This window comes from Streptomyces cyaneofuscatus, assembly GCF_033109485.1.
GTDB lineage: Bacteria > Actinomycetota > Actinomycetes > Streptomycetales > Streptomycetaceae > Streptomyces > Streptomyces cyaneofuscatus.
Genome location: NZ_CP137002.1, coordinates 4246907 through 4260826, shown reverse-complemented (window position 1 = coordinate 4260826; position 13920 = coordinate 4246907). Strand labels below are relative to the sequence as shown.

Here is a 13920-nt window from a genome sequence, read left to right as displayed (position 1 = left end):
TACGGACCGTGAGGTCAGCCGGTCGTGGCGCTCCGGTGCAGGCCGTCCAGGAGCTTCAGCTCGTCCTCGGAGAGGCTCAGGGCTCCGGCCGCCACGTTGGCCGCGAGGTGGCCGGGATCGCCCGTGCCGGGGATGGCCAGCACATGCGGGCCCTGGTGCAGGGTCCACGCCAGCCGGATCTCCGCCGGGCCCACCCCGTGCGCCTGCGCGACGGCCAGCACCTCGGCGGGCTCGGCCCCGGTCGCGCCGGCCTCGCCGCCGGCCGCGGCTATCGCGTAGTACGGGACGAAGGCGATCCCCTGCGCCCCGCAGTCCTGGACGAACGCGTCGTCCTTGGACCGCATGCCGAGCCCGTACCGGTTCTGTACGCAGACCACCGGGGCGATGGCCTGGGCCTCGGCGAGGTGGGCGGGGGTGACGTTGGAGAGGCCCAGGTGGCGGATGAGCCCGGCCTGGCGCAGCTCGGCCAGGGCACCGAAGCGCTCGGCTATCGAGTCCGTACCGACGGTCCTCAGGTTCACCACGTCGAGGTGGTCGCGGCCGAGCTGGCGGAGGTTCTCCTCGACCTGGCCGCGCAGCGCCTCGGGGGTGCGGGCGTGGGCCGCCCACTGCCCCGTGAGGTCCCGGGCCGGGCCGACCTTGGTGGTGATCACGAGGTCGTCCGCGTACGGAGCGAGGGCGCTGTTGATCAGCTCGTTGGCCGAGCGCAGCGGGGAGAAGTAGAAGGCGGCGGTGTCGATGTGGTTCACACCGAGGTCGACGGCCCGGCGCAGGACGGCGAGGGCGGCATCGCGGTCGCGGGGGACGGCGTCGGGCACGAGCGCCCCGCCGGTCTGCGGCAACCGCATCGTGCCGAAGCCGATGCGGTTGACCGGCAGATCGCCGAGGGTCCAACGGCCGGACGCGGCCGCGGTGACGGTGGTTGGCGTCGTGCTGGCGGAGCTCGTGGAAGTCATATCGGAATGATCTCCGTTCGCCGTGCCTCCGGGCCATGGGGTTATCCCGCCGATCGGCCCTGAGGACCGCCGACCCCCGGACCTGAGGAAGCCCCCAGGGCCCGCCGAACTACAACGTCGGTCCGTCGGTCCGTCAGTCCGTCACCGTGAGCGGGCCGTACGCGTCCGGGCGGCGGGTGGTCAGGAACGGGAACAGCTCCAGCCAGTCGCGGCGGGCGTCGAGGTCGAGGTCCGCGACCAGGACGGCGGGCTCGTCGCGCGGGGCCTGGGCCAGGACACGGCCGTACGGGTCGACGATGAAGGAGCTGCCGTAGAAGGTGAGCCCGTTCTCGGCGCCGATCCGGTTGGGCACGATCATGAAGGTCGCGTTGGCGATCGCGTTGCCGGTGATCACCTTCTGCCAGAGCGGCTGGGAGTCGAAGCCGGGGAAGCCGGGCTCGGAGCCGATGGCGGTCGGGTAGACGAGGACGTCGGCGCCGGCCAGCGAGTAGGCGCGCGCCAGCTCGGGGAACCACTGGTCCCAGCAGGTCGGCAGGCCGAAGCGGGCCTCGTCCACCGTGACCAGCGGAAACGCGTCGTCGCCCGCCGGGCCGGCCCGGAACCAGTCGTCCTCGTAGTACCCCTCGGTGACCGGGATGTGGGTCTTACGGGTGCGCTGGGCGAGGGTGCCGTCGGGGGCGACGAGGATCGCCGTGTTGTAGCCGAGGCCGTCGTCCTCGCCGCCGGGCGCCGGGGCCTTCTCGTACAGGGAGGCGTGGACGTACACGCCGTACTCGCGGGCGGCCTCGGCGGCGAAGGTGAAGGTGGGGCCGGTCAGCAGCTCCTCCGGCTCGGCCGGTGCGGGGTGGTCGGCGCGGCGGACGACCGCGAAGTACGGCGAGAGCGTCAGCTCCTGGAGGCAGACCACCCGCGCCCCCTCGGCCGCGGCGAGGCGGATGCCCTCCCGCAGGGCGGCGCGGTGCTCGGCGGGGTCGCGGTGCCACCGCTGCTGGACGGCCGCGACGCGCAGGGGGGCGCGCTCGGCGGGGCGGGTCCGGGTCGGGGAGGCGGGCGGGTTGTACGCGGTGATCAGGCGCATGACCAGTTCCAGGGGGGGGGAGGGGCCGGGGGGCGGGCACGGGGTGAGGAGGAGTTCTGCCGGAACGTTCCGGCAGGGACCGAATCTAACTCTGCCGGAACGTTCCGGCAACCCTCCACCTCGTACGATCGCCACCGTCTAGACTTCACCTCCGTGACCTCCCGGACCGTGACCCTGCTCGACGTAGCCCGCACCGCCGGGGTCTCCAAGAGCACCGCGTCCGACGCCCTCCAGGGCTCGGGCCGCGTCGCGGAGGCGACCCGGGACCGGGTCCGCGCGGTGGCGGAGGAGCTGGGCTACCGGCCCAACAGCGCGGCCCGGCGGCTCCGCCGCTCCAGCACCGGAGCGATCGGGCTGCACCTGCCGCAGACCGCGACCCGGCTGGACTACTACATGAACCTCGCCTTCGGGGCCGTGGCACGCGCCCAGGAGGACGGGTTCGACGTGGTGCTGCTCGCCCCGGCGAGCACCACGGGCGGCACGGGCGGCGCGAGCGGGCCGGTCGCCTCGCGGGTCGACGGGCTGCTGGTGATCGACCCCGAGGTGGGCGACAGCGCCGTACCGGGGCTGCTGGACGCGGGCGTTCCGGTGGTGACCGGGGAGCGCTATCTCGGGCCCACCGCCGCCCCCACCGGCGCCGTGATCTGCGACAACGCCGCCTCCCTCACCGCACTCCTGGACCACGTCACCGAACGCGGCGCCCGCCGCCCCGCCGTCCTGGCCCCCGCCGGCACCTCCGCCTGGGCCACCGCCCTGCGGGCCACCGCCGCCTCCTGGGGGCAGGAGCACGGGGTGGACGTGGCGCTGCGGACCGTGCCGTTCGCCGCCACCCCGGGCGAGGCCGAGGAGACGACGCTGGCCCTGCTGCGGGCGGACCCGGCGGTGGACGCGGTGATCTGCGCCCCGGACGGCGCGGCCCCGGGCGTGCTCCGGGCGGCGGCGACCCTGGGCCGGCCGGTGGGGCCCGGCGCACCACCAGCGGCGACGACGCACAACCGTAAGGCCCCCACCCCCCTCCTCGTAGCCTCCTGCGTCGACGGCACCGCCACCCGCTCCGCCGAGCCGCCCGTCACCGCGGTCGACCTGCGCCCCGCCGCGTACGGGCGCGCCTGCGCCGAGCTGCTCTGCGACATCCTCGCGGGCCGCACACCCCCCGACACCGCCCGCCGCCACGCCTGGGCGCTGGAGACACGGGCCTCCACCACGGCCGGGCCCGCCTGAGCAGCACCGCCCAACTCACCACCCCACCAAGCCCGTTGCGGCATGCATGTATCAGGCATACGCTTCCCGACGTATGTCGGGCGCGGACCGAGCCCCAGGTCGCCCGCCCGCGCCCACCCGAAGAAGCGTCCTTCGCGAGGGAGTGTGCATGTCCACCGCACCGCAGGTGCCCGACATCCTGTCGCCCGGCTTCGAGGCGAACCCCTATCAGGCGTACCGCCTGATGCGCGACGAGTTCCCCCTCTTCAAACACGAGGCCACCGGCAGTTATGTGATCTCGCGCTACGACGACGTCGCGTACGTCTTCAAGGACAGGAAGGGCGAGTTCACCACCGAGAACTACGACTGGCAGATCGAACCCGTCCACGGGCGGACGATCCTCCAGCTCAGCGGAGGCGAGCACGCCGTGCGCCGGGCCCTGGTGGCTCCGGCCTTCCGGGGCAGCGACCTGCGGGAGAAGTTCCTGCCCGTCATCGAGCGGAATTCGCGCACGCTGATCGACGGTTTCCGCGCCTCCGGCTCGGTCGACCTGGTCGCCGATTACGCGAGCCGTTTCCCGGTCGACGTCATCGCGGACATGCTGGGCCTCGACACGGCCGACCACGCGCGATTCCAGGGCTGGTACACGGCCGTCATCGCCTTTCTCGGCAATCTGTCGGGCGATCCGGAGGTCGCCGCGGCCGGTGAGCGGACGCGTGTCGAGTTCGCCGAGTACATGCTGCCGATCATCCGGGAGCGGCGGACGAATCCGGGCGACGATCTGCTGTCCACGCTGTGCACCGCCGAGGTCGACGGTGTCCGGATGAGCGACGAGGACGTCAAGGCGTTCTGCAGCCTGCTGCTCGCCGCCGGCGGCGAGACCACCGACAAGGCGATCGCGGGGATCTTCGCCAACCTGCTCCGCCACCCCGAGCAGCTGGAGGCGGTCCGCGCCGATCGCTCCCTGATCCCGCAGGCGTTCGCCGAGACGCTCCGCTACACCCCGCCGGTCCACATGATCATGCGGCAGGCGGCGACGGACGTGGAGCTCAGCGGCGGCACCGTACCCGCCGGAGCCACCGTCACCTGCCTGATCGGCGCCGCCAACCGCGACGAGAGCCGCTACCGCGACCCCGGCACCTTCGACATCTTCCGCACCGACCTGACCACCACGACCGCCTTCTCGGCGGCGGCCGACCATCTCGCCTTCGCGCTCGGCCGCCACTTCTGCGTCGGCGCCCTGCTGGCCAAGGCCGAGGTCGAGACCGGCGTCGGCCACCTCCTCGACGCCATGCCCGACCTGCGCGTCGCCGACGGCTTCGACCCGGTGGAGCACGGCGTCTTCACCCGCGGCCCGAAGGCCCTCCCGCTCCGCTTCACCCCGGTGTCCGGCTGACAGACGCCTGCCCCCGCTCACCCGGCGACCTTCGTATGCGATGGAGCACGGGACCGTCCGCTCCCAACATCCCGCCCCATGAAGGGAATCCGGCCGGAACGGCCTCCTCCACGTCTCCGCAATGTGAACGTTCTGCGTCGAGTGGCAACTGGCGTGGCGAGCTTGACATTTCGTCGTGCGGCCGGTGATAAGATCATCTTACTTCCAGTGGGCTGATGGCGTATGGGGGCATTCCGGGAGGGATGAATTCCTCGGCCCCACCTTCGGAGGGGCACCTCCCGAAGCGGCGCACGGTCGTGGCGAACGAGCCCTGGCTGCGTGCCGCATGACGGGGTGTCAAGCCGTTTCCAGCCATGGCACTTGAAGTGAGTCTCATGACATTTCCACAGGGCCCCGTCATCTGGGCGCTGGTTGTCGTAGCACTGGTCGCCGTGGGTGCCGTTCTGCGGGCTCGCGCGACCAACATCAAACTGCGCAGAGGCAACGCCGAGCTGAGCGCGGAGCGCGACACGCTCCTGCGTCAGCGGGACGAGCTCCACGTCGTCCACAACGGGCTCCTCCAGCGGCAGGCCTCCGAGCTCGCCGAGGTCCGCAAGGACGCCGAGGAGGAGACCAAGGCGGTCCTCAAGGCGGCCGTCCGCACCCTCCAGGGACTCGCCGACGAGCAGCAGGTCGTGATCGAGAAGGCCCAGCGCAAGTACGGCGACGACCCCGGGATCCTCGCCGACCTGATGGCCATGGACCACGCCAACAGCCAGTTCGGGCGGCGCGCCCAGGGCATCGCGGTGCTCTGCGGCGGCTGGCTCGGCCGGCGCGAGACCGTGGCCTCCGTCTTCGACGTGGCCCGCAGCGCCCAGGGCCGTATCCGCCACTTCGACCGGGTCCGGGTCAACGGCCAGGTGAACTTCTCGGTCGTCAGCCGGGCCGTCGAACCGGTCGCGGTGGTCCTCGCCGAGCTGCTCGCCAACGCCACCAACTACTCCGCCCCCGGCACCCCGGTGGAGATCAACATCCAGGCCGTGCCGACGGGCGTCTGCCTCATCGTCGACGACGCCGGTCTCGGCATGGGCCAGGAGGAGAAGGACCGCGCGGCGGCCCTCCTCTCCCCCCAGGCGGCGATCAGCGTCTCCAGCCTGGGCATCCCGCCGCAGTTCGGGTTCGCCGTCTCCGGGATGCTCGCCGCCCGCTACGGCTTCCGGGTCTCGGTGGACTCCGTTTCCCCCTATGGAGGCGTACGCGCGGTGGTACTGATCCCCGACGAACTGCTCACCACGGAGGTGCCGCAGTCCGCCGCACCCGCCGAGGCCCCGGAGGCGTACGACCCCTACGGGACCCAGCAGCAGCCGCAGGCCGCCCCGCAGCCCGACCAGTGGCAGCAGGCCCCCGCGCCCACCCCGCTCTTCCCGCCGGCGGACCGGCGCCAGGACACCGCGACCCAGCAGCTCGCCCAGATCACCACCACCTCCGGCGGGCTGCCCAAGCGTCGTCGCAAGAGCCCGGTCTCCGCCGTGCCCCCGGCCGAGCCCCAGCCGCTGCGCAGCAACGAGGAGACCGCCTCCCGCCTGGGTGCGTTCCAGCGCGGTACCCGCTCCGGGCGGGACACGACGACGACCACGGAAGGATCCGAGATCCAGTGAACCCCGATCTGTCCTGGGTACTCAACGATGTGCTCCAGGTACCCGGAGCCCGGCACGCGATCCTGGTATCCGCCGACGGCTTGCTGCTCGCCAACTCCAGCGAGATCGGCCGGGACGACGCGGAGACCGTCGCCGCCGCCATGAGCTCCATGCAGTCCCTCAGCCGGGCCGTCGCCCCCTTCATCGGCACCCGCAACCCGGGCCGCTGGCGGCAGACGCTCCTGGAGTACGAGGACGGCTGGATCTTCCTCATCGCCGCCGGCACCGGCGCCTACCTCGCCGCCACCGCCGCCGCCGATGTGGACATGGAGGCGATGTCCTTCCGGATGCAGCAGCAGGTCACCGCGCTGGGGAAGGCGATGACCACGCCGCCCCGCCAGAACGCAGGCAGCGAGATATGAGCGCGCCGGGCGAGGAGTCCAGCGTCAGCAGCGGGTTCGTCCGGTCCTACGTCATCACCGGGGGACGGGGGCTGCCGGACGCGGAGGACCTCTCCCTCGTCACCCTGGTCACCCTCGCCCCCGACCGGCAGCCGCCGCCCAACCCGAGCCCCGAGGTCAAGGCGATCTGGGAGCTGTGTTCCGGCGGCTATCTGTCGGTGGCCGAGGTAGCCGGCCACCTGGGGCTGCCGGTCGGGGTGGCCCGGCTGCTGCTCCAGGACTTAAACCAGCAGGGACACCTGCTGCGCCGCAAGGCGCCGCCACCGGCCCAGCTCGTCGACAGAAAGATCCTCGAAGAGGTGTTGCATGGACTCCAAGTCCGGTTCGGCTGAGAGCATCTATGTGCCGGACGCGGTCCAGCGCGCGGCGAAGATCCTCGTCGTCGGGCACTTCGCCGTGGGCAAGACGACCCTGATCGGCACGCTCTCCGAGATCACCCCGCTGCGCACCGAGGAGCGGATGACCCAGGCCGCGGCCCAGGTCGACGACCTGCGCGGGGCGCCCGACAAGAAGACGACCACGGTCGCCCTGGACTTCGGGCGCCTGACCCTCAGCGACGAGCTGGTGCTGTACCTGTTCGGTACGCCGGGGCAGCAGCGGTTCGTGGAGCTGTGGGAGGACATGGCGCGCGGTTCGCTGGGCGCGCTCCTCCTGGTCGACCCGGCGCGGCTGGCCGACACCTTCCCGGTGATCGACCTGGTCGAGACGTACGGGCTGGAGTACGCGGTCGCCGTCAACAGCTTCGACCCGTACTCGCAGCACGCCGAGGCCGAGCTGCGCGAGGCGCTCGACCTGCTGCCGTCCACCCCGGTCGTCTACTGCGACGCCCGGGACCAGAAGTCCTCCGCGCAGGCCCTGATCACGCTCGTACGTCACCTCCTCGCGCACGCGGCCTGAGCCCCGCCGTCCCCCGCACACCCCCAACCGAAGCCGGGGCCGACCGGTCCCCGCGATCACACCGAGGAAGCCGAACATGGACCCGTCGCCGGGAGCCACCCCGTACAGCGCCCCCGCCGGGTGCCCCATGAGCCAGCAGCAGACCTCGCTGTACGGGCCGGAGTTCGCCGCCGACCCGCACCGCGCGTACGACGCGTTCCGGGCGCACGGCCCCGCCGCCCCGATCGAGCTGGCGCCCGGGGTGGACGCCACGCTGATCGTGCAGCACGAGGCGGCGCTGCGGGTGCTCCAGAACCCGGCGCTGTTCGCCCGGGACTCCCGGCGCTGGGCGGCGCTGCGCGAAGGCGCCGTACCGATGGACAGCCCGGTGCTGCCGATGATGATGTACCGGCCCAACTGCCTGTTCACCGACGGCGCCGAGCATCTGCGGCTGCGCAAGGCGGTCACCGAGTCGCTGGCCCGGCTCAACAGCAGCCGGCTGAGCCGGGACGTCGAGCGGATCGCCGACTACCTGATCGACCAGTTCATCGAGCGCGGCACCGCCGACCTGCTCAACGAGTACGCCAAGCTCCTGCCGCTGCTGCTGTTCAACCAGCTCTTCGGCTGCCCCGGCGACATCGGTGACCGGCTGACCCGGTCGATGTCCGCCATCTTCGACGGCGAGGACGTGCTGCGCGCCAACGGGGAGCTGACGGAGTGTCTGATGGAGCTGGTCGCGCTGAAGCGGCGCCAGCCCGGTGAGGACATCACCTCCTGGCTGATCCAGCACCCGGCGGGGCTGCGGGACGAGGAGCTGAAGGACCAGCTGGTGATGCTGATGGGCGCCGGGGTGGAGCCGGAGCGCAACCTCATCGCCAACGCGCTGCTGCTGATGCTCGCCGGTGACCAGCCGGGCGGGCCCGAGCGGCGCGGTTCGGGGATGCTCGTGGAGGACGCGCTGGACGACGTCCTGTGGAACAACCCGCCGATCGCCAACTACGCGACGCACTACCCGGTGCGGGACATCGAGCTGGACGGGGTGGTGCTGAAGGCGGAGACCCCGGTCCTGATCAGCTTCGCCGCCGCGAACAGCGACCCGTCCCTCACCGACGCCCGCCAGACCCTGAGCAAGGGGGCCCACCTGGCCTGGGGCGCGGGCCCGCACGTCTGCCCCGCCAAGTCGCCCGCCACCCTCATCGCGCTGACCGCGATCGAGAAGATCCTCAACACCGTGCCCGACCTCTCGCTGGCCGTCCCGGCCTCGGGCGTCGGCTGGCGTCCCGGCCCCTTCCACCGGGCCCTGATCTCCCTGCCCGTACGGTTCACCCCGACCGCCGCCCGCCGCACCGCGACCGGCACCCAGCCGCCGGCGCCGACCTCGGCGCAGCTGCCCGACCCGTACCGCAACGCGGCGCCCCAGCAGGCCCCCGCCGGTCGTCACGCTGCGGAGCCGGCCAAGAAGCAGAAGGGCTGGTGGAGTTCGTTCCTGGACGTTTTCCGGGTCTGACGCACCGTCGTCCGCGTTTCCCTCACGGACCGACAATTCGCATATGACAACGGGCATTTGTGACGATTGCATGTGACGGGGGCAACAGAGAACGATGCTTGGCGCAGCTATCCGGAAGGGTAGGTTCTGGTCGGTAACCACGGGCCTAGGTCAAGGAACTCTGCGTGAGCATCACTGGCGGTACAACCAGGACCCCCGACGGACGGCGCGCGGTCATCGGCTTGCTCCGACGGCTCAATTCACCCGAAGGACAGGCCGAGCCTTACGGAATACTCGCGGAGCTGCGGACGATGGGTGACGTCGTCCGCGCTCCCTGGAACGGTTATTTCGTCACCGGTTTCGACACCTGCAGCCAGGTGCTGCGCGGCCGCACCTGGCTCGCCCCCGACTTCGCCTGGCAGGAGCGGCAGGACGACTCCAAGCAGTGGGACGCGATCGCGACCCGGGAGATGACCGGCACGCTCGCCCGGTTGAACGCCCCCGAACACACCTGCCAGCGCCGCTCCTTCGGCAACCTCTTCGACCGCTCCACCATCGAACGCCTCACCCCCGACGTCGAGCGCGACGCCGACCGGCTCCTGGACGAGCTGGCCGACAAGCTCCGCTGGGGTGAGGCGGACTTCGTCTCCACGGTCAGCGAGCAGCTGCCGATCCACACGGTCGGCTCCTGGCTGGGGCTGCCGCCCGAGGACTATCCCCACATCCTGGAGATCACCCACAACCAGGTGTTCGCGCAGGAGTTGCTGCCCACCAAGAGCCAACTGGCGGTCTCCGCCGAGGCGACCGTGCAGCTGCGCGCGTACTTCACCGACCTCGTCGCCCGCCGTCGGGCCGAGCCCCGCCACGACGTGCTGACCGGGTGGATCCACACCTGGGACGCGATGGAGCCGGACCGGGAGCGGGCGGACGAGATCCTCTACCGGCTCACCATGTTCGTCACCATCGCCTCGCTGGAGACCACGGCGACGCTGCTGACGTCGATGACCTCCCTGCTGCTGGCCGACCCCGGCCGGTGGCAGTGGCTGCTGGACCGCCCCGAGCACATCGACGCCGCCGTCGACGAGGTGCTGCGCTACGACCCGCCCATCCACATCAATACCCGGATCGCCGCCGAGGACACCGTCCTGGCCGGTGTCCCGATCAAGAAGGACAGCATGGTCCACGTCCTGTACGGCGCCGCCAACCACGACCCCCGGCGCAACCCCGACCCCGGCGCCTTCGACATCCTGCGCGGCGGCAGCCACCTCACCTTCGGCGGCGGGGTGCACTACTGCCTGGGCGCGGCCCTCGCCAAGCTGGAGGCGCGGACGCTGCTGGCCCGCATGCTGGATCGTTTCCCCACCCTGCGGTCCGCCTCCCCACCCGTGTACGCCCCCCGGATGGTCTTCAGACGCATCACCTCGCTGGGCGTGGCGCTGTGAAGCTCTCGCTGCCCGACTTCCTGACCTCCTCCCCCTCCTCCTCGCACGAGGAGCCCGCGACGGTACGCACCCGGCGCGAGGGCCCCGTCCTGCACGTGGAGCTGTACGCCGCCGAGACCGGCAACGCGGTCACCGAGGCGATGCTGGACGAGCTGCTGGAGGCCGTCACCGCACCCGGCCCCGAGGTGCGGGTGGTGGTGCTCAGCGGTGCCGGGGACGACTTCTGCCTGGGCGGCGACCGTGCCGAGTTCGCCGACTGGCTGGAGGAGGACCCGGCCGGCCGGGGCATCCGGGTCGCCGGGGAGAAGGCCCGCCGGGTCTGCGAGGCGATCTCCGGCAACCGGGCCGTCACCATCGCCCGGGTCCAGGGCAAGGCCATCGGCGCGGGCCTCGCGCTCGCCCTCGCCTGCGATCTGCGGGTCGGCGCGGAGAACGCCTCCTTCCGGCTGCCGGAGCTGGCGCTCGGGCTCCCCACCGCCTGGGGCGGGCTGCTGCCCCGGCTGATCCACGAGGTCGGCGCGGCCCGGGTCCGCGAACTGATTCTGACCGGACGGGCGTTCGACGCCGCCGAGGCGCAAGCGCTCTCCGTACTCCAGCGGGTCGTTCCGGAAAATGAATTGGATCAGGCTGTCGAGGCCTGGGCGAAGCCCGTCGTACGCCGCCCCGAAGCGGCCCTCCGGGTGACGAAAGCCCTGCTCAACTCGTATGCGGCCGCCACCCGGATGGCCGATCCCTCGTTCCTGGACGCGGAGCTGATGGCCTCGGTCGCGGCAGCCGGTCGGCGCACACCCCCTCGCACTCCTGGGCCCGACCAGTCACACTCGTAACAATCAACAGGGGAGGTCCCGGGCGTGGATGTACCGTTCTGGCTCTGGGCAGCGTTCGCCGTAACGGTGGTCGTCTCGCTCGCAGTCGACCTGCTGGCCCACCGCAACGCGCATGTCATCGGGTTCAAGGAAGCAGCCTGGTGGAGTGCGCTCTGGGTGAGCCTCGCGCTCATCTTCGGCGTGGTCGTCTTCTTCGTACTCGGCACGACCGCCGGTACGGAGTACACAACGGCATGGCTGCTGGAGAAGAGCCTGTCCGTCGACAACTTGTTCGTCTTCGCGCTGATTTTCGCCTATTTCAAGGTTCCGCGCGAATATCAGCACCGCGTGCTGTTCTACGGTGTCATCGGCGCTCTGGTGTTCCGCGCCATCTTCCTGACCGCCGGCGTCGCGGTGGTAAACCGCTTCACCTTCGTCCTCTTCCTCTTCGCCGCGATCCTTTTCTGGAGCGCCTGGAAGATCCTCAAGGACGAGGAGGACAGCTTCGACCCGGGGCAGAGTTTCGCGGTGCGGATGCTGCGGAAGATCATGCCGGTCCGGGACGAGTACGCGGGGACGCACTTCGTCATCAAGGAGGAGGGGAAGCGGGTCGCCACACCGCTGCTCGCGGTGGTCGCCGCGATCGAGGCGGCCGACCTGCTCTTCGCCGTCGACAGCGTGCCCGCCGTGCTGGCGGTCAGCGACGACGCGTTCATCGTCTACACCAGCAACGCGTTCGCCATCCTCGGACTGCGAGCGCTCTACTTCCTGCTGGCGGGACTGCTGGACCGCTTCCACTACCTGAGCACGGGTCTCGCGATCATTCTGGCCTTCATCGCGGTCAAGCTCGTTCTCCAGGCATCGCACAAGATGATCAGCACCTCCATTCCGGAGATTCCCTCGCCGATCAGCCTGGCGGTGATCGTGGTCATCCTGACGGCTTCGGTCATTCTCAGCATCCGGCGCCCACCGCCGGACAAGGAATCCGGGGAGAACGCGGTGAAGTCATCCGACGATAAGCCGTCGGAGTAACCCACGGGGTAATGGCCGGGCAAAGCGAAGGGAAAGAGTTTCCCTCTCGCAATGCCCGGCCTATCGTGCGTAAATGGCCAGTAAAAAGGCGTGAGACCCAGCAGCGGGCCTCGTAGTCGTCGCAGCCCCGGTTCTTCCGGCGCGCGGACCCGGGGACGGCTGGCTAGCGTGGCCGGTAGAGGGCTCCAGGACTCCCCGGGCGGAGTGACGCGGAGCGACCAGGACCGGAAGAGGGTCAGTGCCATGGCTGTGCAACCCGAAGGCACCCCATGTTGGGCGGACGCCTCGTTCGCCGACCTGGAGGGCGCGAAGAGCTTCTACGGTGATGTGCTCGGCTGGACGTTCGGCGAGGGTTCGCCGGAGTTCGGCGGCTACACGACGGCGTACACGGACGGCAAGCGGGCGGCCGCCGTGGCCCCGCCGATGCCGGGCAGCGAACAGGGCCCGTCCGCGTGGTGCCTCTACCTGGCCTCGCCGGACGCCGCCGCCACCGGTGAGAAGGTCCGCGCGGCCGGCGGCCAGGTGCTCATGGAGCCCATGCAGGTCGGCGCGTTCGGCACGATGGTGCTGGCCGGCGACCCCGGCGGCGCGGTCTTCGGCGTCTGGCAGGCCGACACCCACGACGGGTTCGAGACGGAGATGGGCGCCCCCGGCGGCTACTGCTGGAGCGAGGTCTTCACCCGCGACGCGAAGGCGGCGGACGCCTTCTTCCCCGCCGTGTTCCCGTACGCGGTCCGGAAGCTCGAAGACCCGTCGATGGACTTCGGGATGTACGACGTCCAGGGCGAGTCGGTGCTCGGCCGGATGGCGATGGGCGAGGACTTCCCGCCCGAGATGGGCTCCTTCGTGATGGTGTACTTCACCGTCCCGGACTGCGACGCGGCGGTGGCGAAGGCGACCGGGCGGGGCGCGCAGTTGCAGTTCGGCCCGATGGACAGCCCCTTCGGCCGGTTCGCGGCCATCACCGACCCGCAGGGCGCCACGTTCTCCGTGATCGACGTGACGAAGACCGAGGGCGAGATGCCGACGACGCGGCCGGCGACCTGAGCACTGCCTGAGGACGCCCGCGAGGGCTCCGTACGATTCTCCGAGTAGCTCGCATCTGCGATGGACAATCGTCCGGAGAATGGTAAATGCGAGCCTGATTGGCCTAGCGTGTCGCGCATGCAGTCCTACACAATCGGTCAGGCAGCACGCCTTCTCGGAGTCAGCCCCGACACCGCCCGACGCTGGGCGGACGCCGGCCGGGTCGCGACCCATCGCGACGAGACCGGCCGCCGGCTGATCGACGGCCGTGCGCTGGCCGCCTTCTCGATCGAGGTCGGCCAGGGCGCCGCGGGCGAGGAGGAGACCCCGTACACCTCGGCGCGCAACGCCTTCCCGGGCATCGTCACCGCCGTGAAGCTCGGCGATGTCGCGGCCCAGGTCGAGATCCAGGCAGGCCCGCACCGGCTCGTCTCCCTCCTGACCCGGGAGGCGGTCGAGGAGCTGGGTCTTGAGGTCGGCATGCAGGCGACCGCCCGCGTGAAGTCGACCAGCGTGCACATCGACCGCACCTGAACCCGGCCGGA

Annotated in this window: 14 protein-coding genes; 12 read left to right on the top strand and 2 right to left on the bottom strand. The window is 71.1% G+C overall.

All coding sequences use genetic code 11. From position 1 onward, the window contains the following. Positions 1–14: 14 nt before the first annotated feature. Both R2B67_RS18865 and R2B67_RS18860 read right to left on the bottom strand, forming a co-directional pair. A complete protein-coding gene (locus R2B67_RS18865; RefSeq protein ID WP_317819691.1) occupies positions 15–956 on the bottom strand; it encodes an aldo/keto reductase in 942 nt (313 codons plus the stop codon). Positions 957–1089: 133 nt separating this feature from the next. Then, entirely contained in the window at positions 1090–2034 is a 945-nt protein-coding gene (locus tag R2B67_RS18860) for a carbon-nitrogen hydrolase (protein ID WP_317819690.1), read from the bottom strand. A 153-nt stretch (positions 2035–2187) separates the two neighbouring features. Here R2B67_RS18860 and R2B67_RS18855 point away from each other — a divergent pair, with 153 nt between their 5' ends. The 12 genes from R2B67_RS18855 (at position 2188) to R2B67_RS18800 (ending at position 13909) form a co-directional block, all read left to right on the top strand. Further along, positions 2188–3255 (top strand): LacI family DNA-binding transcriptional regulator, encoded by a 1068-nt coding sequence (locus R2B67_RS18855; RefSeq protein WP_317819689.1) that lies wholly within the window; start codon positions 2188–2190, stop codon positions 3253–3255. A gap of 148 nt (positions 3256–3403) precedes the next feature. Further along, positions 3404–4630, top strand: a complete 1227-nt coding sequence (locus R2B67_RS18850; RefSeq protein ID WP_317819687.1) for a cytochrome P450 — start codon at positions 3404–3406, stop codon at positions 4628–4630. Positions 4631–5004: 374 nt separating this feature from the next. Next, positions 5005–6267: an ATP-binding protein gene (locus R2B67_RS18845; RefSeq protein ID WP_018514045.1), complete on the top strand. Its 1263-nt coding sequence runs from the start codon at positions 5005–5007 to the stop codon at positions 6265–6267. Further along, a complete protein-coding gene (locus R2B67_RS18840) occupies positions 6264–6668 on the top strand; it encodes a roadblock/LC7 domain-containing protein (RefSeq protein WP_018514044.1) in 405 nt (134 codons plus the stop codon). The genes R2B67_RS18845 and R2B67_RS18840 overlap by 4 nt, the downstream gene beginning before the upstream one ends. Beyond that, positions 6665–7039: a DUF742 domain-containing protein gene (locus R2B67_RS18835; RefSeq protein ID WP_128847492.1), complete on the top strand. Its 375-nt coding sequence runs from the start codon at positions 6665–6667 to the stop codon at positions 7037–7039. The genes R2B67_RS18840 and R2B67_RS18835 overlap by 4 nt, the downstream gene beginning before the upstream one ends. Further along, positions 7014–7604, top strand: coding sequence for a GTP-binding protein (locus tag R2B67_RS18830; RefSeq protein ID WP_237326738.1), 591 nt, complete (start codon positions 7014–7016; stop codon positions 7602–7604). The genes R2B67_RS18835 and R2B67_RS18830 overlap by 26 nt, the downstream gene beginning before the upstream one ends. Before the next feature lie 76 nt (positions 7605–7680). After that, positions 7681–9090 carry a cytochrome P450 family protein gene (locus R2B67_RS18825; RefSeq protein ID WP_317819685.1) on the top strand — a complete coding sequence of 470 codons (1410 nt, stop codon included), beginning with the start codon at positions 7681–7683 and terminating at the stop codon, positions 9088–9090. 290 nt (positions 9091–9380) lie between these two features. Further along, the gene (locus R2B67_RS18820; RefSeq protein WP_317824903.1) at positions 9381–10511 is read left to right on the top strand and encodes a cytochrome P450; all 1131 of its coding nucleotides are present in this window, start codon (positions 9381–9383) and stop codon (positions 10509–10511) included. Further along, positions 10508–11338, top strand: a complete 831-nt coding sequence (locus tag R2B67_RS18815; protein WP_317819684.1) for an enoyl-CoA hydratase/isomerase family protein — start codon at positions 10508–10510, stop codon at positions 11336–11338. Before R2B67_RS18820 ends, R2B67_RS18815 begins: the two co-directional genes overlap by 4 nt. Before the next feature lie 24 nt (positions 11339–11362). Beyond that, positions 11363–12349 (top strand): TerC family protein, encoded by a 987-nt coding sequence (locus R2B67_RS18810; RefSeq protein ID WP_317819683.1) that lies wholly within the window; start codon positions 11363–11365, stop codon positions 12347–12349. Positions 12350–12592: 243 nt separating this feature from the next. Continuing rightward, on the top strand, positions 12593–13396 hold the full coding sequence (locus R2B67_RS18805; RefSeq protein ID WP_317819682.1) for a VOC family protein: 804 nt from the start codon (positions 12593–12595) through the stop codon (positions 13394–13396). A gap of 117 nt (positions 13397–13513) precedes the next feature. After that, on the top strand, positions 13514–13909 hold the full coding sequence (locus tag R2B67_RS18800; protein ID WP_026237824.1) for a TOBE domain-containing protein: 396 nt from the start codon (positions 13514–13516) through the stop codon (positions 13907–13909). Positions 13910–13920: the final 11 nt, after the last annotated feature.